Here is a 22257-nt window from a genome sequence, read left to right as displayed (position 1 = left end):
GTCAGCTGTCCGCCTGCCCCTGCTGCGGTTCCTGCTGAGACCGGGCCTGCTGGGGCCCGCCCTGCGGAGCCTGCGACTGCTGCTCCTGCGCCTGCTGACCGGCGGGCTGCTGGACGTGCTGTCCCTGCGGCTGCGGCCCGGACTGCTGGTACTGCCCCTGCTGAGACGGGGCGTACTGCGCCTGCTGCTGCGGGACGGCGGCTCCGGGCTGCGGGTAGTGCGCCTGCGGCTGCTGCGCGTACGGCTGCTGCTGCGGAACCTGCGGGTAAGCCGGGACCGCGGGCCGCCCCGGCACGGCGGTGCTCGCCCCGTCCTTCGCCAGGGCGCCGATCTGCAGGCCGATGCCCATGAGGATCAGTCCGAGCCCGGCGATCGCGCACACGATGGTGAAGTTGCCCAGCTCGGCCATCTGCCGGGGGTCGCGCGAGCTGTCCCCGCCGGTGAGGACGTTCAGGAACTGGATGCCCACGGCGCTGATGAGCGCCAGCAGGCCGATGATGATGCAAGCAACAAATCCGCCGTTCACCTTTTTCTCTGGCATGAGCGGGATGCTAACTGCCGGGCGGTGTTCACGGCATCACCGTGCGCTCACGGCTCGGCGCATCGCCGTTCAGCGAAATCTGCGGAAGAACACACGGACGTCCTCGACGTACAGGTCGGGGACCTCCAGGGCAGGAAAGTGCCCGCCGCGGTCGAACTCCGTCCAGTGGACGAGGTCGTACCGGCGTTCGGCGAACCGGCGCACCGGCAGGACGATGTCGTGCGGACTGACGGCCACCCCCAAGGGGACGGGGCACTCCAGCGGCTTTTTCCGGGCCGTGGCGGCCTCGTAGTAGAGCCTGGACGACGACCCCGCAGTCCTTGTCAGCCAGTAGAGCGACACGGTGGTCAGCAACTTGTCGTCGCTGACGAGGCACGCGGGGTCGGTCCATTCGGCGACCTTGTCGGCGATCCATGCGAGCTGCCCGACCGGTGAGTCGGTGAGCGCGTACGCGAGCGTCTGCGGACGCGTCGACTGCATCCGCCAGTACCCGGCGGGCTGGGCGAGGTAGCGGCGCATGCGCTCGACGCGCGACCGTTCCTCGTCCGTCAGCTCGTCCGGATCGACGCCGGACGGCACGGGCGTCGGCAGGTACGTCAGGTGCACGCCGACAACGCGCTCCGGCACGGTCGCGCTCAGCTCGCAGGAGACGGGCGTGCCCCAGTCGCCGCCCTGCGCCCCGTAGCGCTCGTAGCCGAGGCGGGCCATCAGCTCGGCCCAGGCGCGCGCGATGCGGCCGACGTCCCAGCCGGGTTCGCGGGTGGGACCGGACGGCCCGAAGCCGGGCAGCGACGGGATGACCAGGTGGAAGGCGTCGCGCGGGTCGCCGCCGTGCGCGCGCGGGTCGGTCAGCGGGCCGATGACGTCGAGGTAGTCGGCGACGGAGCCCGGCCAGCCGTGCGTGATGACGAGCGGCAGCGCGTCCGGCTCCGGGGACCGCACGTGCAGCGCGTGCACCCGCGTGCCGTCGATGACCGTGGTGATCTGCGGGAAGGCGTTGAGCGCGGCCTCCTGGGCGCGCCAGTCGAAGCCCGTGCGCCAGTGCTCGGCCAGCTCCTTGACCCGTTCCAGCGGTATGCCGTGGTCCCAGCCGACGCCGGGCATCTGGTCGGGCCAGCGGGTGCGTTCCAGCCGTGCCGCCAGGTCGTCGAGGTCGGCCTGGGGGACGTCGAGGCGGAAGGGGGTCAGCCGCTCGTCCGGCATCGTGCACCTCCATCCGGGAACGTCGACGAATGTTGGCTCGACCAACGATAACGCCATTTCGTGGGTGCGACCAACGACTTCGCGGTTAGACTGACGCGCATGAGCGCCACGCCCGCCGACGCCACCCCCGCACGCCTGCAGGACGCGCCGAGCTGGCTGATCAACCAGGTGTCGCTGCACGCCCAGCGGCTGGTCGCCGCCCACATGGCCGCCGCCGGCGCCCGCGGCTACCACTACCGGCTGCTGGCCGCGTTGGAGGAGTTCGGCCCGGCCAGCCAGGCCGACCTCGGCCGCCGCACCGGCATCGACCGCAGCGACGTGGTCGCCATGCTGAACGAGCTGTCCGACCAGGGCCTGGTGCGCCGCTCGCCCGACCCGTCCGACCGGCGCCGCAACGTCATCACCATCACCCCCGCCGGCACGCGCCGCCTGCACCGGCTCGACCGGGTGCTCGCCCAGATCCAGGACGAACTGCTCGCTCCGCTCTCCCCTGACGAACGCGGCGAACTGGTCCGGCTGCTGTCGAGGGTGCTCGCGCACCACTCCCGCCGCTGAGCACCTTCTGCCGCCGACGGTCGAGCGCTGCCCGGCCCGCTTCTCGTCACCGGCGGCTCCGGCACTTTCTCGCCGAGAGGCGGAACGGCATCGGACGGCGCCGCGTCACATGAACACCGACCGCCTCTCTCGCCTTGCGAGAGAGGCGGCGCGATCCATCGATCATTCCGGACCGCAGGGGCCGTCCGATGATCGCGGAGTTGTTCCACCCCACTGTTCGACCTGCTCGGAGGGACCATGAATCCGCCTCAGTGGCCAGGGCAGCCGGGCTACCCGCCGGGACCCCCGCACGGTCCCGGCTTCCTGGGGAACCCGCCCCCGCCGCCCAAGAGCGACGGCGGCGGCAAAGCCATCCTCGCGCTGCTCTTCGGCGGCGGATTCCTCGTGCTCGTCCTGATCATCGGTGTCATCGTCATCGTCGCGAGCAGCGACGACGATGACGACGACCGGGTCCCGCCGATCGCCGTGCCGACCTCCACGACCCCCACGACCACGTACTCGCCCTTCAGCACGCCGACGACGTCCACCACCACGGGCGGCGGCGCGATCGACCCGCGCGACGTGCTCAAGTCGACCATCCGCACCTACAAGGGCAACACGTTCACCCAGGTCGGCACGCGCATCGACTCGTGCACCGCCCGGGCCAACTCCACCATGCTGGAACGGCTCCGGCTCCACCCCTGCAACGGCCAGATGTACTCGGCGGTGTACGCGAACCCGTCGCGGACCATCGTCACCGTCATCTCGGTCGTCAACCTCAACAGCCCGTCCGACGCCAGCGCCGTCAGCCGGGCCGTGTACTCCAAGGGCTGGCCTCGACTCCTCAAGCCGTCCGCCGGCAGCGGCATGCCGCAGCTCTCCCGAGAGCCCGGCTCGTGGACCCGGGCCTGGACCCTGAACTCGTCGGTCATCTACGCCCAGTCCTACTGGGCGAAGGGCGGCTCCGCCGGCGACCGCGGCGGCCCCGTGTTCAACACGGCGGGCGAACTGGGCGTCGAGGTGACCAACGCCCTGCGCTTCAGCAACTGACGACTTCCACCCGCACATCATCGGGGCCGTACCGCCGCCCCAGGCGCGGCCGGTACGGCCCCGTTCTCTTGAACGGTCCATGCCCCGCATGCGCGCGGCACGCGGGTCCGTCATTCACTCGGCCGAGGCCTCCCGACGGTGGACACGCCCTCCGGCGGGGACGCGACGCATCCGCACACCCGGCGGCGTCATGTCGGTGCAGACGGTGTGTCCGCGATGACACTGGGGGAGCCGCACCGCTGCGCGCGCCAACCGACCAAACGTTCCCCAACCGGCTGGCTGTTTGGGCCTCCGCAGGCACCACACACTCGCCCTGGGCGACCGCATGGCTTCGATGTTCGGCGGCCAAGCGGTGAACGGTGTGTCCTGGTGGCGGTTGCGCTCGTTGTTCCACCAGGCGCAGCTCATGCCCAGCAGCAGGCCCTACCGCCGCACTCGCCGACGCTACGCGCAAGCGGCCGCCGCCCGACGCCAACGCACCCGCGGCGCCCTGCGACACTGCGACGTCCACCGCCTCGTCCGCCACACCGACCGCGTCCGGCGCGGCGCCGCCGCCCGCGTCGCGCTGTGCCAACGCCGCAGCGCCGACGCGTCATCTGCGCAAAGAAGGCGCCCATGACCTGCCGGTCACCCGAACGGCTCTGGGGGGCCGGTCCTGATCCCGCCGCCGGCCGCCGCTGGGACCGTCAGCCGTCTTTCGGAGGCTGCTTCGCCATGGCCTTCAGCGCGTCGAGGCTGGGCGCCCGGCCCTCGGACCCGGGAATGATCCGACCCAGGTGGTCGGCGTCCGGCGCGACCGGAAGGCGCGCTTTCGCGAACTCCTCCAGCAGCCGCGACGCGGGGACGCCGCGCGCCTTGGCGGCGCGCAGCTCGATCACCCAGGCCACCCCCTCGTTAGGGCCGTCGTCCCCGGCGTCCGGCCGGTACACGAACCCGGCCGCCTCCTCCCCCTCGGCGGCCCACAGGTAGCCCAGGACGCCGCGCTTTCCGCCGACCACCAGGTAGCGAACCGGCTTGGTGGTGTTGGAGGCGTAGTTGTCGATCGTGCTCCCGACCTGCTGGAACGCCAGATCCTCGGTGGTCCGCCGCACGTCCCGAGGATCGATGCGCCTGGGGCGTTCGGTCTTCTTCTCCGATGCGGTCGGCCTTGCGGCGGGCGGAGGGCCCACGAGGACCCCCTGACGCTCGAGCGCGGCCCTCGCCCGTGCTCGAGCGTCCCTGCCGACCTCGGGCAGCCGGAACCGGTTGGCGCGCACATGCTCGACAAGGTCAGGCTCGGGCGGCACGCCGTGGACCCGCAGACAGTGCGCCACGCCGCCGAGCCACACCCACGTGCCGTCGGTGTGGAAGGTGTTCGGGACGACGGGCCGCCGCCGCGGGTCGTACGGATCGGGCAGCGGGTCACCGGCGTCGTGCACGACCGGCGCGCGTTCCAGGTAGTCCAGCAGTGCCGCGCGCTCATGCGCGGGGACGGCCGGGCGACGCGCCACGGCCGGGTCGTCCGGGTCAGGGTTGAACGAGATCCGCAGCGACTGCTCGAAGGTCGCGGCGAGGCGTTCCAGGTCGGCCAGGCTCGCGGCCTCCTCCTCCCGCGCGTCCGCGGGAACCGCCCCGGCGCGGGGGTCGGAGGCCATGGCGCGGCAGCGTCGCAGCATCTCTGTGGCGGGGACGCCCTGGCCGTGCAGCTCGCGCAGCCGCGGGGTCCAGGCGGCGATGGCGTTGCGTCCGTCCACGCCCGCGTCGCGGCGCGCCAGGAACGACGCCGCGCCACCGGCGACCGAGGACCACAGGTAGCCCAGGACGAGCCCGTCCTTGACCACGGGCAGGTACCGGACCGGCCCCGCGGCAGTCGGCGAGTAGCTCGGCGGCAGTTGGAAGTGCAGTGGCCCCCAGCCCCTCGAGCGGTCCACCGGGGTGCCGTCGGGGTATTCGCCGTCCTGGATCAACGGCCCGGGAGTCGGCGGCTCGCCGGGATTGGCCAGCGCCTGCAGCTGGGCGAGGTCGTCGGCGTGTCCCTCTCGGGCGTCCGGTGGGACGGCGCCGCCGCGCGGGTCCTCAGGCGCGCCGATCCACCGGCGGATCGCCTCGCGGGCGTGCAGGCCCTGCGCGTGGGCTTCGGCGAGTCGTTCGCTCCACACCATCGGCGCCTCGAACGCCTCGGTGAGGAATTCGTTGCGTCGGATGAACCCGGCCGCCGTGCCGGTCATCCCGGCCCACAGGTAGCCGATATGCCGTCCGCGCAGCATCACCGGAAGGTAGACCAGCGGCTTGCGGGTGAACGGCTCGTAGCCTCGCGGGGCGTTGTTCCGCATCGGGGGCGGCCCGATCGGAGGCCGCCCCGGAAACGTCCCGGCCCCGAACGGTCCCGGCATGCCCGGCGGGGGCGGCGGGACGGGCGGCGGGGGCGGGAATGGAGGACGCGGGTCGCCGGGCGGACGGCCCTGGGGCGGAAGGTCGTTCATGACGTCCTCTTTATCAACTTCCTCAGGCCGGACCGGTGATGGCCGCGACGGCTTGAGAACGCACCTCGTCGCTCACCTCGGGCACCTGGAAGCCGCCCGACCGGATGTGGGCGACCAGTTCGGGTTCCGGCGGCACCCCGTGCACGCGCAGGTGATAGCCGACCGCGCCGGACCACACCCACGTGCCGTCGGTGTGGTAGGTCAACGGCACCCGACGGGGACGCGCCGGGTCGAGCACATCGACGTCGAAGCCGCGGGCGGCCAGCACGATCGGCGCCTGCTCCAGGTAGCGCACCACCGCGTCCCACTCGCCCTCCGGCACCTCGGGGCGATTCACGACGGGGGTCCCGTCGGGGGCGAAAGAGTCGAACGGTTTTGCGATGCGCAACTCGCCTGCGCCGCGGCGCAGCCACCCGGGGGTGTGCTGAGGATCGCGAGGGAACATGCGCCGTTCCTCATCCAGCGCCGCCACCGGTAGCCGTTGACCCCACGCCAGTTCGCCCTCGTTGTCGAACTGGACCTCGTACCTGTTGGGGCGGGTGAGCTTGACCGTGGCGGTGAACCAGGTGCCGACGCCTTGCTGATACATGCCCGCGCGCAGCTGTTGCCTCATTCCGTCGCGCCCATGCGAACAGCGAGGCACCCTCCGGATACAAGAGCGCACCCGGCTCGTGCTCCGTCCACGGCTCCAACGTCGACGCGTCCACACCACCGTCCATCAGGACTCCTCGGGCATCCCCCTACGCCCCTGCGCACGCAACTCGGCCTCGAACAACTCGTGAGTCCGCACTCGCAGCGAGTGGATCAGGGCCTCTTCTTCAGGAGTGAGCCAACGCCCCTCATCACGAGCCTTCTGTTCCACTGCGTCGATCGTCTCGTACAGCGCGAACACCGGCCCCTCGCCCTTGAGCCGCTCGCCCCGCAGAGCCTCGACCATCTGGATGAATTCGTCCCGGGTCACGGTATCGATATCGGCAGTCGTGCCGTATCGAATCTTCCGCACGTACGACATGTTCCGGACGAACTCCCCGTTCTCCGCCGACAACCTCAGACAGTCCAGACCGCCATCGGGCGTCCGCACGAATACGACCGGCCACCCCTCATAGAAGTAGTACTGCGGATAACGCTCAGCCATACTCTTCCCCTGCACTGCGTCCCTGGATGCTCCCAGTGCCGGCCGCGTCCCTCCGCTCCGGCCGGCACGTCGGCGATCACCGTTGAGCCGTCTTCCGCAGGGCCTGGACGTTCGGCGGCTCCCGCTCCTCGGCGTCGGCGCCGACGACTCCGGACAACGGATGACCCGCTGAGGCCTTGCAGCGCCCCAGTGACTCAAGGCTTGACACGTCCTCGGCGTAGATGTCGCTGAGCCACGTCTTCCACAGGGCGGCCGCGATTTCGCCCTTCACACCGGCAGCCTTCCGCGGCTCGAAGTCGGCGGCGTCCCCTGCCAACAACGCCCACAGGTACCCCACCACCACGCCGTCACGGACCACAGGCACGTACCGGATCGGCCCGTCGCTCGCCGTCCCGTACATCGGAGGCGGCGGTGCGCTGATCAGCGGGCCCCACCCCTCCGACCGGTCCACCGGTGTGCCGTCCGGAAACCTTCCGTCTTGGATGAACGGCCCCTCGGGCGCCGGTACGCCGGGTTCCACCACCTCGTACAACGAGGCCAGGCTCGGCAGCTCACGCTCCCGCGCGTCCGCCGGAAATGCCGCCCGCTCGGGGCTCCTCCGGAGCACCGCGCCACCGCAAGACGGCGTCCGCGGCGGGCAACCCCTGCTCGTAGGCGTCGGCCAGCCGCTCCCACCAGATGTCCGACGCCGCATCGTATTCCGGCCGTCCGACCGCATCGGGGACACCCTTCATCACAAGCACTGATCCGGACGTTGGCTCCGACGGAAGGAGCACTGTCTGGATTCGAAGTCGTTCTGTCACAGAGACCCGGTATGGACGACACGTGATGCGCTACCAGATGCTTTTTCGGATGCCCTCACCAAGGCTCCAGCTCCTCGGGGTGACGTCCCCCACATGTCTTCGTCGCCACACGTCCCCAATCCAGGCCGCGTACGTCATTGACCAGCGGCTCAGTCCGTCTCATCCGACCAGGAAGCGGACTCTGTGCTCGCGCCGATGGACGTGACACTCGCCACGTCTACCCGGACAGCAGCGTCCTTCGGGTGAAGCAGCGCGAACAGCGCGCGCCCCGGCTTCGATGCCGAAGCGTCCGCCCCGTCCATCAAGACTCCTCGGGCATCCCCCGAAGCCCCTGCGCACGCAACTCGGCCTCGAACAACTTGTGAGTCCGCACCTGCAGAGCGTGGATGAGAGCCTTCTCCTCGGGGGTGATCCTCCGCCCCGCGCCGAGAATTTTCTGCTGCATCGCCTTGATCGTCTCGTAGAGCGCGAAGACGGGCCCCTCGCCCTTGAGCCGCTTTCTGCGCAGGGCCTCGACACGCTGGATGAACTCGTCGCGGGTCACCGTGTCGATGTCGGCGGTCGTACCGAACAGGATCTTCCGGTAGTACGACATGTCCCGCTCGAACCCGCCGGTCTTCGGCGACAACGCCAGACATTCCAGACCACCCTCGGGCGTCCGCACGAAGACGACCGGCCAACGCTCATAGAAGTAGTACTGCGGATAACGCTCAGCCACACTCTTCCCCTGCACTTCGTCCCCGAAGGCTTTCGACTCTTCGAGCGACCTCCCGTCCACGTCGCCCACCGTTTGTGGCGGTCACTGCCGTGCCAGCTCCCGCAGGGCTTGAAGGCTCGGCAGCTCCCGCTCCTCGGCGTCGGCGCCGATGACCCTGGAGAGCCGATCCTCCGGCATCGCCTTGCAGCGGCGCAGGGCCACCAGACTCGATGCGCCCTCCTCGAAACTGCGACTGAGCCACAACTGCCATAGGCCGGCGGCGACCTGGCCGTCCTGCCCGGCGGCCTCGCGCGGCAGGTAGCCGGCGGCCTCTCCGGTCACTGATGCCCACACGTACCCCACGACCGCGTCCCGCAGGACGACAGGGACGTAGCGGATCGGCCCGTCGCACTCGGGCGCGTACGTCGGCAAAGGGCTGCTGACCAACGGTCCCCAGCCCTGCGACCGGTCCACCGGCGTGCCATCGGGGAGCTTCCCGTCCTGGATCAACGGTCCTTCAGGCGCTGGAACCCCCGGCGCCACCATTTCGTGCAGCGCGGCGAGGCTCGGCAGCTCACGCTCCCGCGCGTCCGCCGGTATGCCCCCTGCCCGGGGATCCTCAGGAGCGCCCCGCCAGCGCAGGATCGCCTCCCTGGCAGGCAATCCCTGTCGGTAGGCCTCCCCCAGTCGCTCCCACCAGATCGTGGAAGCGTAGAAGTACTCCTCCCGGTCGATCGCCTCGGGCAGGTACAAGAAGCCGGCCGCCTTATGGCGCGTTGAGGCCCACAGGCACCCGATCTGGACTCCGCCCAACACCACCGGCAGGTACACCACGGGCTCGCGCGTCCAGCCGTCATAGTTCTGAGGCAAGGCCTCGAACGCATTCGGAGGGAGCGGCGGAAGCGGCTCGCCCGGCGGCGGTGGAGGCAACTCCGGCCCCGTGCCTCTGCCGACCCGCCCGACGGCGTCGCCTTGAGGACCGAGTGTGCGAGGCTCCACCTCGCGTCCTCTCCACCCGACGAGCGGAGATTGCGGCGGGAACTGCGTGCCGTCTGGAAGGGACTCGTTCTCACCAGCCGGACCCACTCGCCGGTTCTCACTCACCACTTACCTCAATCCGTCCATGACGCCGCCACACGCGGCAGGCCCCCGACTTGGTGGCGCTGCTGCCTGAAAGCATCGCCGACATCTTCGCCAAGGCCCGGCTGAGGCTGGAGGAAGTCGTCCCGGGGGGGTGCGGGGCGTCTCCAGATCGGGCGGCTGGCCGAGGGGTGCTGGTCGGTGGTCAGCGCCGGCTCTGGGTGGCTCACGGTGGGGTTCGCCGAGGACGGTCAGGCGCGGGCGACGGGGTTCACCGACGTGCGTTCGGCGCTCGCCCATGCGATGGCGCAGATCATGGCCGAGGAGAAGGTCGAGATCACCAGCGAGCTCCTGCTCGCAGCGCCACTCCGGCGCGACTTGCGTGCCGTTCACAAGGGTGGGCGTTCCGAACGCCCGCCGCCCAGTATGGACCGCTTTGGTGAGGAGGAAGCGGGCTTCTCGGATCGGCATCAGGTCACGCTGCTCACACACTCGGTCACGTGCGTTCGACTTCGGGGCGACACCCCTTAAGTTCCGACCGCCGGCACGCCGACGCGCCCACCTCAACGCCCATCTAAGACTCCTCGGGCATCCCCCTGAGCCCCTTCGCCCGCAACTCATCCTCGAACAGCTTGTGAGTCCGCACCCGCAGCGCGTGGATCAGAGCCTCCTCTTCCGGAGTAAGCGAACGCCGCTCGTCACGAGCATTCTGTTCCACTGCGTCGATCGTCTCGTAGAGCGCGAACGCTACCTGCCGCGCGAGGCCGCCGGACGGGACGGTCAGGTCGCGGCCGGACTGTGGAAGGTGCAGTTGGCCCGCGGGCATGCCCAGGCCGGACGACAGGGCATCCGGTCGTAGAGGTCGGCGGGGACATCTACTCGTGCACGGCGCATGAGACAGCCCCCCATGCTGATACGTCGTCAACCTCAACCACCCATTCGAGGCCACGGGCTTGAGAAGGCCTCGTTCGCCGAAGGCACCTCGGCTCCTCACGCCCTCCACAGCTGGACGTCGAGGTGCCCAACGTCGTCCGTTCAAGCGGCTCGCACCCTCAGCCAGGGCACTCCCGGATGCACAGGCCTGGTCCGTGCTGCCGCTGCACGGTGTCGCGCCAGTCGGGCGGATGCACCACATCGGGAGCGGGTTCGGTTCGGGGACGCAGCACGGTCATGGCCTTCGCTGTACGCGGCCAGCGGGCCGGTCGCGTGCCATGGGTGCCCGTGGCGGCGTGGGCATAGGTCGTCCATGAGTGGACGGCAGGCGGTAGAGAACGTGGCGGCGCAGCGGATGCCCGGAGGGCAGGCGGGGGTGCCGCCTTGTCGTCGCCGTGCAGCACCCGATCTCGGCACGTCCCGCCCGGCGAGTGGAGCACCGGGCCATCGCGTGCAGCTGGGCGTCATCCGCCGTGCGCTGTCGCCGCCGTGGCGGGTTGCCGCCTTGCGAAGCGGACGGAGTCAGCTCGGGGCGGGGCTGCTGCTCGCGCTCGAGCCGGCCGTCGCGCCGCTGTGGTCGGCCGCGCGCCAGCTCAGCGGCGGTCCGTCCGACTCGCCGTCGGGGTAGACGGCGCCGCCCAGCCAGTGCACCAGGGCGTCGGCGAACCTGCGCGCCACCTCCACCCCCTCCGGCAGGTCGGCGACCGCGCGGACGTCCACCCACCACATCGGAGCGGACGGGGAGGGCAGCCGCGCCGCGAACTCGGCGCCGAGCAGCCGTCGGATCTCGCCGGGGACGGCCACCTGCACCGGGTTCTCGATGGAGACGATGAGCTGGCCCTCCAGGTTGTAGAGTCGGGTGGCCGCGGGCTCGCCGCCGCGGATCTCCACCGACACGCCCATGGCGATCAGCCCTTCCAGGACCGCGCGCACGTCCGGCGGTCTGCGCACCACGGCGACCAGGTCGCAGCTCATCGGCCCACCCCCGCGCCGATCGAGCGGGCGAACACCTCGTAGGCGATGCGTCCGACGGCCGTGCCGGTGCCGCCGGCCAGCTTGCCGTGGTCGAACGCGCCGCCGATCGCCAGATGCCGGTCGTACGGGACGCGCACCACGGGCAGCCCCCATTGGCTGAGCATCTGTTCGGCGCGGTTGAGGTCGGCGCCCGCCTGCGGCGCGTGCGTCACCATCGCGATGACGGTGCGCTGCAGCAGCGCGTGCCGCCCGTTGTTCTGGAACCACTCCAGCGCGCCGCGGGCGCTCAGCGCCCCGTCCACCGTCCCGGGCGTGACCAGGACGAGGCCGTGCGTGCTTCCGAGGATGCCCTGATGCAGGTCGGTGAGGATGCCCGCGCCGCAGTCGACGACGGCGGTGGCGAAGTAGCGGCTGACGGCGCTCAGCGCGGTCTGGAACGTGTCGAACGTGAACTCCCCCGATATCCGTCCGCCGCGCGTCGACGACAGCACCCACAGCCGTTCGCCGGCGCGCGCGAGGTACTGCGCGGCCTCCTCGAACGAACGGGGCTGCCGTCCCGCCAGGTCGAACAGGGAGCGGTCGGCCTGGACGCCGAGCCGCAGCGGCAGCGAGCCCAGTTCGGCGTCGGCGTCGACGGCCAGCACGCGGTCGGCGCGATGACGCGCCAGCTCGGTGGCCAGCAGCGCCGCCATGGTGGTCTTGCCCGCGCCGCCGCGCACGCTGACCACCGCGAACTGGCGGAAGCTCGGCACCGGACGCTGCAGCATCTCGGCGACTTCGGTCTGGGACTTGATGCTGGACGAACCGGACGCGCCGACGGCCTTGCGCACCCCGCGTCCCACCCGGACGAGCAGCGGGTCGCCGTGATGGGACTTGCGCACCAGCTCGTCGGCGACGCGCGGGCCGCCGCCGGTCTGCTGCTGCGGCGGGGGAGGCGGCGGCTGCACCGGCGCGGGCGCCGAGGCCGCCTGGGCGGACTCCTCGGAGGTGTCCTCGCCGTCCTCGGGGGCCTGGGTGCCGGGCATGGGCGGCGCCGCGGAGGTCACCACGGGCACGATCGCCGCCTCGGGGCCGAACTCGGCGTGCACCATCGGCTGCGGCGCGGACGGCGTGGGGTCCGCGGGAGGCGCAGGCGCGGCGGGGGCGGCGCCGCCGTCCGGTGACACGGGCGCGGCCATGGGGTCCGGTTGCGCCACCGGTTCGGGTTGCGGCGCCGGAGGGTGCGAAACGCCGTCCGGTTCGTGCTGCGGCGAGGGGACCGCCGGCTGCGGCTGTTCCGGCGCCATCGGCGCGTGGTGCGCCGGTTCCATCGGCTCGGCCGGCTGCGGTTGCGCGGGCTGCTGCGGCTGCGCGGCGGGCGTCGGCTCAGGCCGCGGCGGCTGCGGTGCGGGCGCCGCTTCGGGACGCGGCGGCTGCACGGCGGGGGACGGCTCCGGAGGCTGCGGCGCCGCGGGAGCGGACGACGGCGGCACGACCGGCTGCGACGCGGCAGGCGTATCTCGTTCGAGAGTCGCGAGTCCGCGCCGGGGCATGCCCAGTTCGCGCAGGACGTCCTCCTGCCAGCTCGAGTCGGACACGTGCCTCCCTTTCGTCACCGCAAGCCTACGAGACTCCGACCGTGCGGCGTAGCGCTGTGCCCGCCGCCGCTTCGGGGGACCAAGGGCCCGTCCCTACGGCGTTCGGACGATCCATGATGACCGCGCGGAGGCCACGGGGTCGCCCATTTCGATCCTTAGCCGGAACAATGATATTTCCCAGGGGCGGCGGTGCCACGGGACGCGGTCCACGCCCGACCCCCGGGACGTCGACCGCGGCGCCGCGAACCCTTCTCGTACCTCGTCCGTCCTATCAATGACGCCCGTATTCGGCCATGCTGCGACATATGCTCGCTGATGCATGGTTTCGATCTTGGAGGTGACGAGGGTGGCGGGGTTCTCCAGCGCCGAGCTCGACCGGATGCTGACCGAGGCGCGCAAGACTCTGGAGTCGATGCGTCAGGGCAACACCGCGCCCCGCCCCGAGAAGACCAAGACCGCCGACGGTGACGCGTTGGAGGGGGTCGGCGAGGCGGCCGACGGCCGGATCAAGGTGACCGCCGTGGCCGGGGGGCGGCTCAAGAGCGTGGAACTGAACCCCAGGGTGATGCGGATGTCCTCCCAGGAGCTGGGCGAGCGGCTGGTGGAGGCGGTCAACGCGGCCCTTGAGGACCTGAGGGCCAAGGCGGCGACGGCCGGGGCGGCCGAGGGGGCGGTGGACCCGGCGGCGCTCGGCAAGCAGATCGAGGAGATCCAGAACCAGAGCCTGCGGCAGATGGAGCTGATCACCCAGGCCCTCAACGACACCCTGGCCAAGATTGGAGGCAGCCGATGACCAACGGTTACGCCATCCGCCCCGAGACGGTGCGCCAGGCCGCCAAGGAGCTCACCGCGGCCGGCGACCGGCTGGCTCAGGAGTGGCAGAGCCTGGTGGGCACGGTGGAGGGCATGGGCGCGCCGTGGGGCAACGACGACATCGGCATGCTGATCGGCGAGTCCTACCTGGCGATCCAGGAGACGGCCAACGAGTCGTTCACCGGAGCCGCCGACGACCTGCGCGCCTTCGGCGAGAAGCTGACCCTCGTGGCCGACAACCACGAGAAGGCCGAGCAGGAGATGGTCGGCAACATCAACTCCATCTCCGCCGCCCTCAACGGCTGATCTGGTGAGCTGACCGGGTCGCTCGCCACGCCCAGCCGCCCGCGGTCGGAGGGGAAGCTCGAAGGACGCGCGCGGACGGCAGCCGAACGGGGACGGTCGTCGGGCAGAGCGAACGAGGAGCCGAGGCGCCATGGGGTAAGCAGTACGCCCCACGGCACTTCCGCGGCACGAGCACGAGTCCGATGACGGTGAGCTCGCGTTTCTGCCCTGATTCCGGCCCCTCTCACAGCCCTCGCAGTCGGCCCCGTCAGCGAAGCACATGGCAGCACAGGGCCCCACGCGCCGCGCATGTTCACCGGAAACGCGGCTCAACCCGCCACGCTCGCGGCTCCACGCGGCCGTCGACGCTGTCCATCAAGAACGTGCAGGGCGACAGTCCAACGGCACGGTCAGGCAACACGGACGCGCAGATCGAGGCGCTGTGAGAGCGAGAAGGATGCTCCGCGGCGCTTCCCCAGAACATACAAGGTCGGATGAAGGTGTGCGCTCGCATCTCTGACCTGATCCTGGCCCCCGCCGCCCACAGCAGGCACCCGTAGCGCAGCACGCTCACAGCACTGGATGCACGCGCAGCACATGTTCACCGTGACGCGACCCGCCATGCCCATAGCTCCACACGGCCAGTCGACCCGCCCAGTAAGAACGTGCAGGTCGAGAGCAGAACAGTGGCGTCACACAACACGGACGCGCAGATCGAGACGCTGCGGGAGCGAAGAGGTCCTCCACGGCGCTCCCCCCTGAGACAGGCAAGGTCAGATGAAGACAGGCGCTCGCATCCCTGACCCGATCCTGGCCACCCCCGCCGCCCACAGCAGGCACCCGTAACGCAGCACGTTGACAGAACTGGGCGCGTGCGCAGCGTACGTCCGCCGAGAGGTCCTTAGTTCAAGCGTCGCCGGTCCGGCACGTCCAGAGCCGGACGCCGCGTGCGCAGGTCCCCCTGCTCGAACAGGGTGCGCCACAGGAACGCCCCGAACATGTCGTCGCAGAACGGGGCCGTCAGACCCGACGCGCAGGTCCAAGCGGCTCATGGCGACGGCGATGTCGGCGACGCCGCCGGGGACCGAGCCGAGGCCGTCGGTGACCAGCTCGGTGCCGGGCACCGGCAGGCCCGGCAGCCCGGTGAAGATCATGTCCATGAAGACCTGGCCGGTGAGGACGACGTCCAGCCCAGGCTCTTCCTCCCCCGCGGCAGCCGTTCGGCCGCCTGTTCGCGTTCGGCGCGCGGGTCGCGTAGGGACGGCTCGGGCGGACGGCGGGCTCGGGAGCCTCGACCGGCTCCGGCGCCTGACGGCTGCCCGGCAGCGTTGTAGGCGAGTTGTCGTCGAGCACGCCGAACCGTGGGCATGGTCGGCGCCATCGTCCAGGATCCGCCACCTGAGAGAAACGCGGCGAGACCGCGCAGTGCGGTCTCGCCGCGTCTCAGTTCACCTGAATGATGGGCGTCGCCTGCCAGGCGACGTCCCGAGGGCAGAACTGCTCAGCACGCGTCACAGGCCCTGGTCCCACGGAGGCGGCGGGTCCTCCTGCTTCTTCTCAAAGCTGCCGTCTGTCCTGTTGAAGATCGGGGTATTGACGTTGTATTTGTCGCTGTACTTGTTGTTCTCGTCCCAGTTGGCCTCGTACTCGACTTTGCTTCCGGACGGGCCGTGCTCAACTCCGACGTTGACCGACTTATTCTTGAGGTTCTCGTTCTCGTCCCATTCGAGCTTTCCGCCGCCGCCGATGCCGACATCGCTTCCCGGATGGGTCCACTTGCCCTTGGCTTCGAGCTCCTGGCCTTGCACGTGCCCATCCTTGATTTTCGCGTGGTACCCGGCCTCGGCTTCTCCCTGGCCCTCGGGCGTCGTCAGTTTGACGCCGCCCCCGACATTCCAGGTGTTCTCGATGTCCCGGTCGGCGTCGAAGTCGACTTCCGCCAGCGGGAACATCTTCACGCCGGACCTGTTGAGGAAGTTCAGACCACTGTTCGCAGCACCCTGCAGAAGGTTGGCGCCGGCTGCGGCTCCACCGGTGACCACCGCCTTCTTGAACGCGTCGAAAGCACCGGTGGCGCCATTGTCCTGCTGGGAGTTTGCGGTGAGCAGCGCACCACCGCCCATGACCATCGCAACTCCCGTGGCCACGGCGGCGAGAACCCCGGTCGCCACAGCCGTGATGGTCAGCCCGGTAGACGCCAGAGCCTGACACTCGGCGATGACCGTCGCGCTCGCGGGAGCCCCGACCACCGTGACCGAGGCGGCGGCGGCCGCCCCTACGCATATGGCGAGAGCGTCCAGGTAAACGGCCATGCCGAATGCGAAGATCGAATAGGTGAACAGCGCGTACGCCACCACCATGATGGAGATCTGCACGGCATCGATGTATTGGGCGAGCGCGTCTAGCTGCTGTCCGAAATCCTCGACGGCGCTCTCATAGAGAGGACGGTCGTCCATGGTCCAGGCTTCGTAGGGAATTGCCTTGACCATAGTTCTGATCGTCTGAGCGGCTTCGCTGAGTTTGTTTGCCGCGTCGGCCCAGTCCTTAGCAGCTACTTCAAGCTTGGTCGTCTTGGCCGTGGACTCCTTGAAAAGGAAAGCGACCATGAAAGCTGGCGGAAGCACAAAGCCAGCGCCCTGCGCCATGTTTGTGGCAACGCTCATCAGGCTTTCATGGACCCCGACGATAGAGCCGCCCGACGCCGCCGCCATGAGTGCGCCGCCCAATCCGAGAGCCCCAGCACCGACGCCCTGCTTCAAGCTTTTGGAATGGGCGTTCTGCGTCTGGGGGTGCCGCTGGCTGGAAGACTGCTGTCCCCCGCCGCTGCTGTTCTGCCCGCCCGAGGTGGAGTGGTTGTTCGCGTTCTGTCCGCCGCTGGAGCTCTGATCCCCTGCAGGACTCTGCTGTCCGCTCCCAGAGTCCGGCCCGCCGCTGGTAGGCGTACCGGATCCGGAGCTCTGATCCCCCGTACTCCGCCCGCCCCTCGAAGATGCGTCTCCGCTAGGGCTTTGCTGGCTCCCCGCGTCCTGCTGCGGGCTCGGGGCTGTTTGAGACGCCGGAGTTTCGCCCCCTGATGACTGCGGGCCGCCGCTCGGTCGAGAGTCGGGGCCGGGGCTGTTCCCGGAGGACTGTCTGCTCTGCGCCGGACCGCCATGATCAGGGGAGCCGCCGGAATTCTGCCCGCCGCTGTCCCACGGGGGAGTCTCCGGACCGCCAGGCGACTGACCGCCACGATTGCCGGCACCGTTACCCAACCTCGTCCACCTTTCCTCGCCGTTGCTCGATGCTCACGCGTCGCCGCCTACTTCCCAGCGCTCCTCAGCTCGGCCTTCGCGTACATGCGCCCAGCGGTCTCAACCTTCTTGGCATATGACTTGGCGGTGGACATCAGCATCTTGATGTCCTCGAAAGCGAACTGGAGCGCGATCGGGTAGGCCGACCCGGCGGCCATGCAGGTGATGCTGAAGTCACCGCCCTCCAGGTTGTAGGTACCGTCCTTGTTGAGCGTGTCCCCGGCCTGCTTGATCCTCGGCACCACCTCGGCCTCGATGTCGTCCGCATGCTGCATGATGCGACGGGGGTCAGCAGATTTGTCGGTCACGTTCACCACTTTCCTGGAAGCTCGGCGCGCTCGCACCGAGACGGCTCACATGCTGACGCCATACCAGTGGGCATGGTGAGCGATTCAGTGAGGCTGATTATCGATGAGCCCCTGACATCGCACGCCATTGACGATCGACCAGCATACGGAGAGTCACTGGCGTTGACAACATCATGCACAGACGAAGTCACGGACCGGCAAGGATCATCTCGACGCAGGCCTTCTACCTCGCAGACCTCCGCTGAGCTGCACGCTTCGACTCGACCGCGGGGACGCCGATCGTCAGCTAAAGGCAAGCCGGACCGGTCCACCACAGGACTATTCCACCACCAACCCCGCCACAAAATCAGCAAGAGCGCAATGACAAGCGCCCAGCCAGAGTACGGCCGACCCGTCGACGGCCAGTGATTCTGTCAGCACCTCATCCTGCCGGGGTAGCCCGCTCTCTGTACCACTTGATGAACTTCTGCTGATATTCCATGTATTCGACATGGATCTGTTGGTAGCCGGGATACGGATCCGATAAAGGTTCCAGTGGAACAGGCGCCCTGAAGTCACTCCCGGTCGGGATCAGCCGTTTATCGACCTCGTTGGCGATCATATTGGCGGCGATCAGACTTCTGACCTCCGACGGCGTCTGCGGGCTGAACTCGACCACCTGACGGGCGCTCTTGATCTCCGCCCAGACCACCCCGTCCGGACCTACGAACCGGGTGTTGTACTCAGGCGTGCCCACCGGCTTGCCCCCGGGGTACGTGGGTGACTGTACGTAGATTTCGGCCACCACGTCACGATTTCGATCGCACAGCGTCCGCCTTGAGCGTATGGTGGCGATATTGTTGGCGACCTTCCTGTCCATCGGAGTCATGACCGCATAGTGGTCATCGGTCAGATAGCCCAGCACGCCCCCGCTCGCGTCGACGACGACCACCTGCGGCACACACGGATTCACCATCCACTTTTCGGCTCGGTCGGAGAAAAAGAGCGTCGGACCCTGGCGATCCGCGACCCGAAGGACTACGCGTCCTATGTGATGCGCTTCCGCAGGTATGATCCTTCTGCCCCGGCCGAGCATGGCGAGAACCTGCTTGACCGCACTTCTCCTCTGCGAGGTTCCCACAGCCACCGGCGAGACATCAGCGATGATCGTCCCCTGACTCGGATCGATCACCTGGTAGTGCAAATCCTGCGCCGCCGCCTGGACTTCCAGATGTGAGACTTCGGTAACGGCGGTCATGGTCGCCTCCCTTTCCACTCCCGCGACTACTGACCTTCCCACTGGCTACGTTGGAATCTTCATTGAACAGCGCCTTGGACATACGCCACCGATCACGGTTCAGTCAGCTGGAGCAACATCCTTCTTGTACCATTTGATAAACTTCTGCCGATTTTCCGTGTATTCAGAATGGACCCCTTGATAGCCGGGATACGTCCGAGGCAAGAGAAGAACTGCGTTTCGTCCCGCATACCGATGGCCAGCCGAGCCGCCACTCGGCCCGGGCGAAGCGACTCCGATAGAGGAAGGGTCGACCCCAACTTGCCTCTATCGGAGCCAGAGGTCCCGCTTTTTGACGTCTGCAGCGGAGCAAAATGAAACCACGAACTGAGACCGTTATCCGATCACCCAGAGGGGACGACATTCCTCTGGAACCACTTGATGAACTTTTCCTGGTATTGCATGTAAGACTCATGGACCCCCTGATATCCGGGATACGGTTCAGTCGCCGGTTCCAGCGGCTCCGGCGGCGTGTATCCGGATGTCGTGAAGGGTGTATAGAGCCGCTCATCGGCCTTGCCGCATATCAGGTTGGAGATCATGAGAATCCTGAGGGTTCGCGAGGCGTCCGGGTTGAATTCAACTATGAGCTCCTCGCCTTTCCTTCTTCCCCAGACCGAGCCGTCCGGCCCCTCGAAGCTGACAGCGTACTCATCGGGAGGAAGGCCCGCCTTCATCGCGTGCGGCGTCCATGGTGCCCGCCTGACGACCTCGCCTACGACATTGTTGTGGTGGTCCAGCAGAAATCCCATTCCGCGAACGGTGGCGATTCCATTGGCATCAACAGGCGGATCAACCGCTCTGAGGATGTGGTAGTGATCGTTCGTTATATACCCCAGTACGCCACCGTCCGCGGCCACGACCGCCGAGTTCGGGATGCAAGGATTGCCGATCAGCTTGTCGGCTCGATCGACAAAGAAGAGCGTCTCGTTCCGCGCGCCCGCCACCCGAAAGGTGATGCGGGGGACATGATATGTCTCTCCCGGGTAAATGCTTCGGGCACGCTTGGCCTTACGAAAAAGGCGTCCCAGTGTACCTTCGCGCCACGCTGCCCCCACCGCCACCGGCGATACTTGGGCGACGATCTCGCCGGTGCTCGGCTCTGTCAGCTGGTAGTGCAGATCCTGCGGCAGATTGACGATCGTCACTAGGGGGATTTCGAACAGGTCCGCCATGACCGATTCTGTCCTTCGACGCTTATGTCCAGTCGCGCATTGCGCTGAGGCCTATCGTCTCCGTCTGCTTCGCTCGTCGTTTCCGGGGCGGGCGCTGCATCTGCCTCATCCTAGGCACCGCAGAGCGAGCCAACTTTGGGTAAGAGAAAAGGGTGTCCCTTCTCATGTTCGGAAAGGACACCCTTCCGCAGCCTGCGACGAGCGGCTCCTGGCTCAGGGCCCGGTGACGTTGTGCTTGGCGCGGCACTCGTTCAGCGCCTTGTTGGCGGCCTCCGCGTCCTTGACGTTTTTGAACACGATGTGGCCGCTGGGCGTCGGGTCCTGGACGTCGTAGCCCTTGTCCCGCATGCACTGCGCGACCTTCATCATCTTCGCCTGCGTCTCGTTCTGCGCCGTGCCCTGACCGGCGCCGCCCGAACCGGTGCCCGAGCCCGTGCCGCCGTTCGAAGACGCGTTGCCTCCGGCGGGGGGCGTGGCGGGAGCGGAGCTGCTGGACGCGGCCGAGGGGCTGACCGATGTCGAACCGTTTGCTTCGTCCTTCGAGTCCCCTCCGCACGCACCGGCGCCGAGCGCAACCGCCAAGACGGCGGCGGACATCAACAGACGCTTCCTCAAGCCTGATTCCCTTTCCGATGACAGATTGCGACGCAGTCTCTCATTGCGGCGGGCCGACCGGTGGCCCCTGCGGCGGCTGCTGCGCAGCCGGCCCGGAGCCCGGCTGCCCCTGCGGCGGATTGAACGGCTGCGGCGGAGCCTGTCCAGCGGGCGGTGCGCCGACATGCCCGCCCCAACCAGGCGGCGGCCCGGACTGCCCGGCCTGCGTGCCCGGGAAGTTGCCGGGCATGCCCCCCGGCATCGGCCCGACCGTCGCGGGCTTACGACGCCGGAGCACGACCAGTCCGACGATCAGCACAGCGAGCAGCACCGCCCCGGCCACGGCGCCCAAGAGGATTTTGGTGTTGCGCTCGGCCCTTTCCTTGTCGGCCTGGGCCTTGGTCTTGCCGGTGGATGTGGGGGAAGGCGCGGCGTTCCCCGCGTTCGGCTGGCTCTTCTGCCACTGGTCGAATTTGGCGAAGACGGGGTTGGGCGCGCTCTTGGGCACGTTCGCGGTCAGCGCATCGGCCGGAATGATCACCCCGGCGCCCGTCTGGTTGTCCGGTCCGGGAGGCCCGGCGTCTTTGGCGGTGTTGATGATCCGCTGAACGACCTCGCGCGCCGACATCTGCGGGTACTTGGCCCGCACCAATGCCACCACACCTGAGGTCAGCGCACTGGCTTGACTGGTACCGGACAGCCCAGTGTCGACCCGCCCCGTCTTCAGCAGAGCGCCCACGAGGACGCCGGGCGCGGCAACCGAAACGTACGGCTGCCGCTGAGTGTCGGCCCAAGCTCGCTTCTGGTTGTCGACGGCACCGACTGCAAGCACACCCGGGCACACAGCGGGATACTCGACTCTGTTGTCGGTGGTCGCCGAGTTACCGGCAGACGCCACGACGACCGCGTCCCGTTGGATGGCGTGCGCGATCGCCTGCTGCACGTCCTGCGGACACTTTCCCAAAGGCGCCGCGTGGCCGGCGGACACATTGATCACACGGGCGCCGTGGTCGGCCGCGTACCGGATGGCCGCCGCGGTGTCCAGCGCGGCGCTGACGATCGGAAGAATCTTGGCTTCCGGGGCGACCCCCATGAACCCGCTGCTCGTGCCGCGGCTGGCGATGAGCGAGGCCATGCCTGTGCCGTGTCCGCCCAGCTTCTGGTCGGTGTCGGTCCTACCGTCGCCTGATCCTGGCGAGTTGCCGTCCGCCGGCCGGAAATCCTTGCCCGGCACCACTGCGTCACGCAGATCCGGCAGTTGAGCGTTGACGCCGGTGTCGATGACCGCGACGGTGACCCCGGCTCCCTTGGTGATGGGCCAGACCTTGTTCTGGATCTGCCACGCCGCGAACCACCACTGGTCGCTGCGGGGCCCCGGTGCTGCCCCGGCGGGAGTCACCGTGGTCAAGGGCAGACAGCAACTCGCCCCTGCGGCAGCTATCAAGCGCGTCATCCGTCGCACAGCGCAAACCTCACTCAGCGAATCGGCGCGGGCAGCCCAAGACAGTGCCTCAGGCTACCCA

At 68.8% G+C, this 22257-nt stretch carries 22 protein-coding genes; 5 read left to right on the top strand and 17 right to left on the bottom strand.

All coding sequences use genetic code 11. The features are described from left to right. Window position 1: 1 nt before the first annotated feature. Entirely contained in the window at window positions 2-541 is a 540-nt protein-coding gene (locus AR3_RS00620) for a hypothetical protein (protein WP_067906803.1), read from the bottom strand. 69 nt (window positions 542-610) lie between these two features. Further along, window positions 611-1744, bottom strand: a complete 1134-nt coding sequence (locus AR3_RS00615) for an epoxide hydrolase family protein (protein ID WP_067906801.1) — start codon at window positions 1742-1744, stop codon at window positions 611-613. Between the two features lie 99 nt (window positions 1745-1843). Here AR3_RS00615 and AR3_RS00610 point away from each other — a divergent pair, with 99 nt between their 5' ends. Together AR3_RS00610 and AR3_RS00605 are read left to right on the top strand one after the other, a co-directional pair. Further along, on the top strand, window positions 1844-2299 hold the full coding sequence (locus AR3_RS00610; RefSeq protein ID WP_067906800.1) for a MarR family winged helix-turn-helix transcriptional regulator: 456 nt from the start codon (window positions 1844-1846) through the stop codon (window positions 2297-2299). Window positions 2300-2536: 237 nt separating this feature from the next. Further along, window positions 2537-3328, top strand: a complete 792-nt coding sequence (locus AR3_RS00605; RefSeq protein ID WP_067906798.1) for a hypothetical protein — start codon at window positions 2537-2539, stop codon at window positions 3326-3328. A 686-nt stretch (window positions 3329-4014) separates the two neighbouring features. Here AR3_RS00605 and AR3_RS00600 read toward each other — a convergent pair. The 6 genes from AR3_RS00600 to AR3_RS00575 all read right to left on the bottom strand — a co-directional run bounded on the left by AR3_RS00600 (window position 4015) and on the right by AR3_RS00575 (window position 9295). Further along, entirely contained in the window at window positions 4015-5640 is a 1626-nt protein-coding gene (locus AR3_RS00600; RefSeq protein ID WP_067906796.1) for a hypothetical protein, read from the bottom strand. 172 nt (window positions 5641-5812) lie between these two features. Continuing rightward, the gene (locus tag AR3_RS30125) at window positions 5813-6403 is read right to left on the bottom strand and encodes a hypothetical protein (protein ID WP_157406590.1); all 591 of its coding nucleotides are present in this window, start codon (window positions 6401-6403) and stop codon (window positions 5813-5815) included. 105 nt (window positions 6404-6508) lie between these two features. Next, entirely contained in the window at window positions 6509-6925 is a 417-nt protein-coding gene (locus AR3_RS00590; protein WP_146150285.1) for a hypothetical protein, read from the bottom strand. A gap of 76 nt (window positions 6926-7001) precedes the next feature. Beyond that, a complete protein-coding gene (locus AR3_RS00585; protein WP_146150284.1) occupies window positions 7002-7457 on the bottom strand; it encodes a hypothetical protein in 456 nt (151 codons plus the stop codon). A 572-nt stretch (window positions 7458-8029) separates the two neighbouring features. Beyond that, on the bottom strand, window positions 8030-8515 hold the full coding sequence (locus AR3_RS00580) for a hypothetical protein (protein ID WP_067906788.1): 486 nt from the start codon (window positions 8513-8515) through the stop codon (window positions 8030-8032). A gap of 12 nt (window positions 8516-8527) precedes the next feature. Then, window positions 8528-9295 (bottom strand): hypothetical protein, encoded by a 768-nt coding sequence (locus AR3_RS00575; RefSeq protein WP_146150283.1) that lies wholly within the window; start codon window positions 9293-9295, stop codon window positions 8528-8530. Window positions 9296-9736: 441 nt separating this feature from the next. Here AR3_RS00575 and AR3_RS00570 point away from each other — a divergent pair, with 441 nt between their 5' ends. Further along, a complete protein-coding gene (locus tag AR3_RS00570) occupies window positions 9737-10036 on the top strand; it encodes a hypothetical protein (RefSeq protein WP_146150282.1) in 300 nt (99 codons plus the stop codon). A 43-nt stretch (window positions 10037-10079) separates the two neighbouring features. On the opposite strand, the gene AR3_RS00565 is transcribed toward AR3_RS00570, so the two are convergent. From AR3_RS00565 to AR3_RS32520, 3 genes are all read right to left on the bottom strand, one after another. After that, window positions 10080-10331 carry a hypothetical protein gene (locus AR3_RS00565; RefSeq protein ID WP_067906783.1) on the bottom strand — a complete coding sequence of 84 codons (252 nt, stop codon included), beginning with the start codon at window positions 10329-10331 and terminating at the stop codon, window positions 10080-10082. A gap of 629 nt (window positions 10332-10960) precedes the next feature. Next, window positions 10961-11413 (bottom strand): hypothetical protein, encoded by a 453-nt coding sequence (locus tag AR3_RS00560; protein ID WP_067906781.1) that lies wholly within the window; start codon window positions 11411-11413, stop codon window positions 10961-10963. Further along, window positions 11410-12990 carry a MinD/ParA family ATP-binding protein gene (locus AR3_RS32520; RefSeq protein WP_067906779.1) on the bottom strand — a complete coding sequence of 527 codons (1581 nt, stop codon included), beginning with the start codon at window positions 12988-12990 and terminating at the stop codon, window positions 11410-11412. Before AR3_RS32520 ends, AR3_RS00560 begins: the two co-directional genes overlap by 4 nt. A gap of 319 nt (window positions 12991-13309) precedes the next feature. On the opposite strand from AR3_RS32520, the gene AR3_RS00550 reads away from it, so the two are divergent. Both AR3_RS00550 and AR3_RS00545 read left to right on the top strand, forming a co-directional pair. Then, window positions 13310-13783 (top strand): YbaB/EbfC family nucleoid-associated protein, encoded by a 474-nt coding sequence (locus AR3_RS00550; protein WP_227023190.1) that lies wholly within the window; start codon window positions 13310-13312, stop codon window positions 13781-13783. After that, window positions 13780-14109: a WXG100 family type VII secretion target gene (locus AR3_RS00545; RefSeq protein ID WP_067906777.1), complete on the top strand. Its 330-nt coding sequence runs from the start codon at window positions 13780-13782 to the stop codon at window positions 14107-14109. The genes AR3_RS00550 and AR3_RS00545 overlap by 4 nt, the downstream gene beginning before the upstream one ends. Window positions 14110-15599: 1490 nt before the next feature. Here AR3_RS00545 and AR3_RS00540 read toward each other — a convergent pair. The 6 genes from AR3_RS00540 to AR3_RS00520 form a co-directional block, all read right to left on the bottom strand. Next, a complete protein-coding gene (locus AR3_RS00540) occupies window positions 15600-16847 on the bottom strand; it encodes a hypothetical protein (protein ID WP_146150281.1) in 1248 nt (415 codons plus the stop codon). Between the two features lie 542 nt (window positions 16848-17389). Further along, window positions 17390-17689, bottom strand: coding sequence for a hypothetical protein (locus tag AR3_RS00535; protein ID WP_146150280.1), 300 nt, complete (start codon window positions 17687-17689; stop codon window positions 17390-17392). A 421-nt stretch (window positions 17690-18110) separates the two neighbouring features. Continuing rightward, on the bottom strand, window positions 18111-18926 hold the full coding sequence (locus AR3_RS00530) for a hypothetical protein (RefSeq protein WP_146150279.1): 816 nt from the start codon (window positions 18924-18926) through the stop codon (window positions 18111-18113). Between the two features lie 383 nt (window positions 18927-19309). Then, window positions 19310-20140 (bottom strand): hypothetical protein, encoded by an 831-nt coding sequence (locus tag AR3_RS00525; RefSeq protein WP_067906769.1) that lies wholly within the window; start codon window positions 20138-20140, stop codon window positions 19310-19312. Between the two features lie 213 nt (window positions 20141-20353). Next, window positions 20354-20737 carry a hypothetical protein gene (locus AR3_RS30120; RefSeq protein ID WP_146150278.1) on the bottom strand — a complete coding sequence of 128 codons (384 nt, stop codon included), beginning with the start codon at window positions 20735-20737 and terminating at the stop codon, window positions 20354-20356. Between the two features lie 58 nt (window positions 20738-20795). Continuing rightward, window positions 20796-22133: a S8 family serine peptidase gene (locus tag AR3_RS00520; RefSeq protein ID WP_227023202.1), complete on the bottom strand. Its 1338-nt coding sequence runs from the start codon at window positions 22131-22133 to the stop codon at window positions 20796-20798. Window positions 22134-22257: the final 124 nt, after the last annotated feature.

The organism is Actinomadura rubrobrunea NBRC 15275 (genome assembly GCF_001552235.1).
In the GTDB taxonomy this organism is placed as follows: domain Bacteria; phylum Actinomycetota; class Actinomycetes; order Streptosporangiales; family Streptosporangiaceae; genus Spirillospora; species Spirillospora viridilutea.
This window is presented reverse-complemented; position numbering and strand designations above follow the sequence as displayed.

Excerpts from the sequence above, each read along its gene's own strand:
- AR3_RS00615 (WP_067906801.1), bottom strand. The coding sequence starts at position 1,744 with ATGCCGGACGAGCGGCTGACCCCCTTCCGCCTCGACGTCCCCCAGGCC.
- AR3_RS00530 (WP_146150279.1), bottom strand. The coding sequence starts at position 18,926 with ATGACCGCCGTTACCGAAGTCTCACATCTGGAAGTCCAGGCGGCGGCG.
- AR3_RS00550 (WP_227023190.1), top strand. The coding sequence starts at position 13,310 with ATGGTTTCGATCTTGGAGGTGACGAGGGTGGCGGGGTTCTCCAGCGCC.
- AR3_RS00560 (WP_067906781.1), bottom strand. The coding sequence starts at position 11,413 with ATGAGCTGCGACCTGGTCGCCGTGGTGCGCAGACCGCCGGACGTGCGC.
- AR3_RS00610 (WP_067906800.1), top strand. The coding sequence starts at position 1,844 with ATGAGCGCCACGCCCGCCGACGCCACCCCCGCACGCCTGCAGGACGCG.
- AR3_RS30125 (WP_157406590.1), bottom strand. The coding sequence starts at position 6,403 with ATGAGGCAACAGCTGCGCGCGGGCATGTATCAGCAAGGCGTCGGCACC.
- AR3_RS00605 (WP_067906798.1), top strand. The coding sequence starts at position 2,537 with ATGAATCCGCCTCAGTGGCCAGGGCAGCCGGGCTACCCGCCGGGACCC.
- AR3_RS30120 (WP_146150278.1), bottom strand. The coding sequence starts at position 20,737 with ATGTCCGCCGCCGTCTTGGCGGTTGCGCTCGGCGCCGGTGCGTGCGGA.
- AR3_RS00620 (WP_067906803.1), bottom strand. The coding sequence starts at position 541 with ATGCCAGAGAAAAAGGTGAACGGCGGATTTGTTGCTTGCATCATCATC.
- AR3_RS00600 (WP_067906796.1), bottom strand. The coding sequence starts at position 5,640 with ATGCGGAACAACGCCCCGCGAGGCTACGAGCCGTTCACCCGCAAGCCG.
- AR3_RS00525 (WP_067906769.1), bottom strand. The coding sequence starts at position 20,140 with ATGGCGGACCTGTTCGAAATCCCCCTAGTGACGATCGTCAATCTGCCG.
- AR3_RS00545 (WP_067906777.1), top strand. The coding sequence starts at position 13,780 with ATGACCAACGGTTACGCCATCCGCCCCGAGACGGTGCGCCAGGCCGCC.
- AR3_RS00565 (WP_067906783.1), bottom strand. The coding sequence starts at position 10,331 with ATGCCCGCGGGCCAACTGCACCTTCCACAGTCCGGCCGCGACCTGACC.
- AR3_RS00590 (WP_146150285.1), bottom strand. The coding sequence starts at position 6,925 with ATGGCTGAGCGTTATCCGCAGTACTACTTCTATGAGGGGTGGCCGGTC.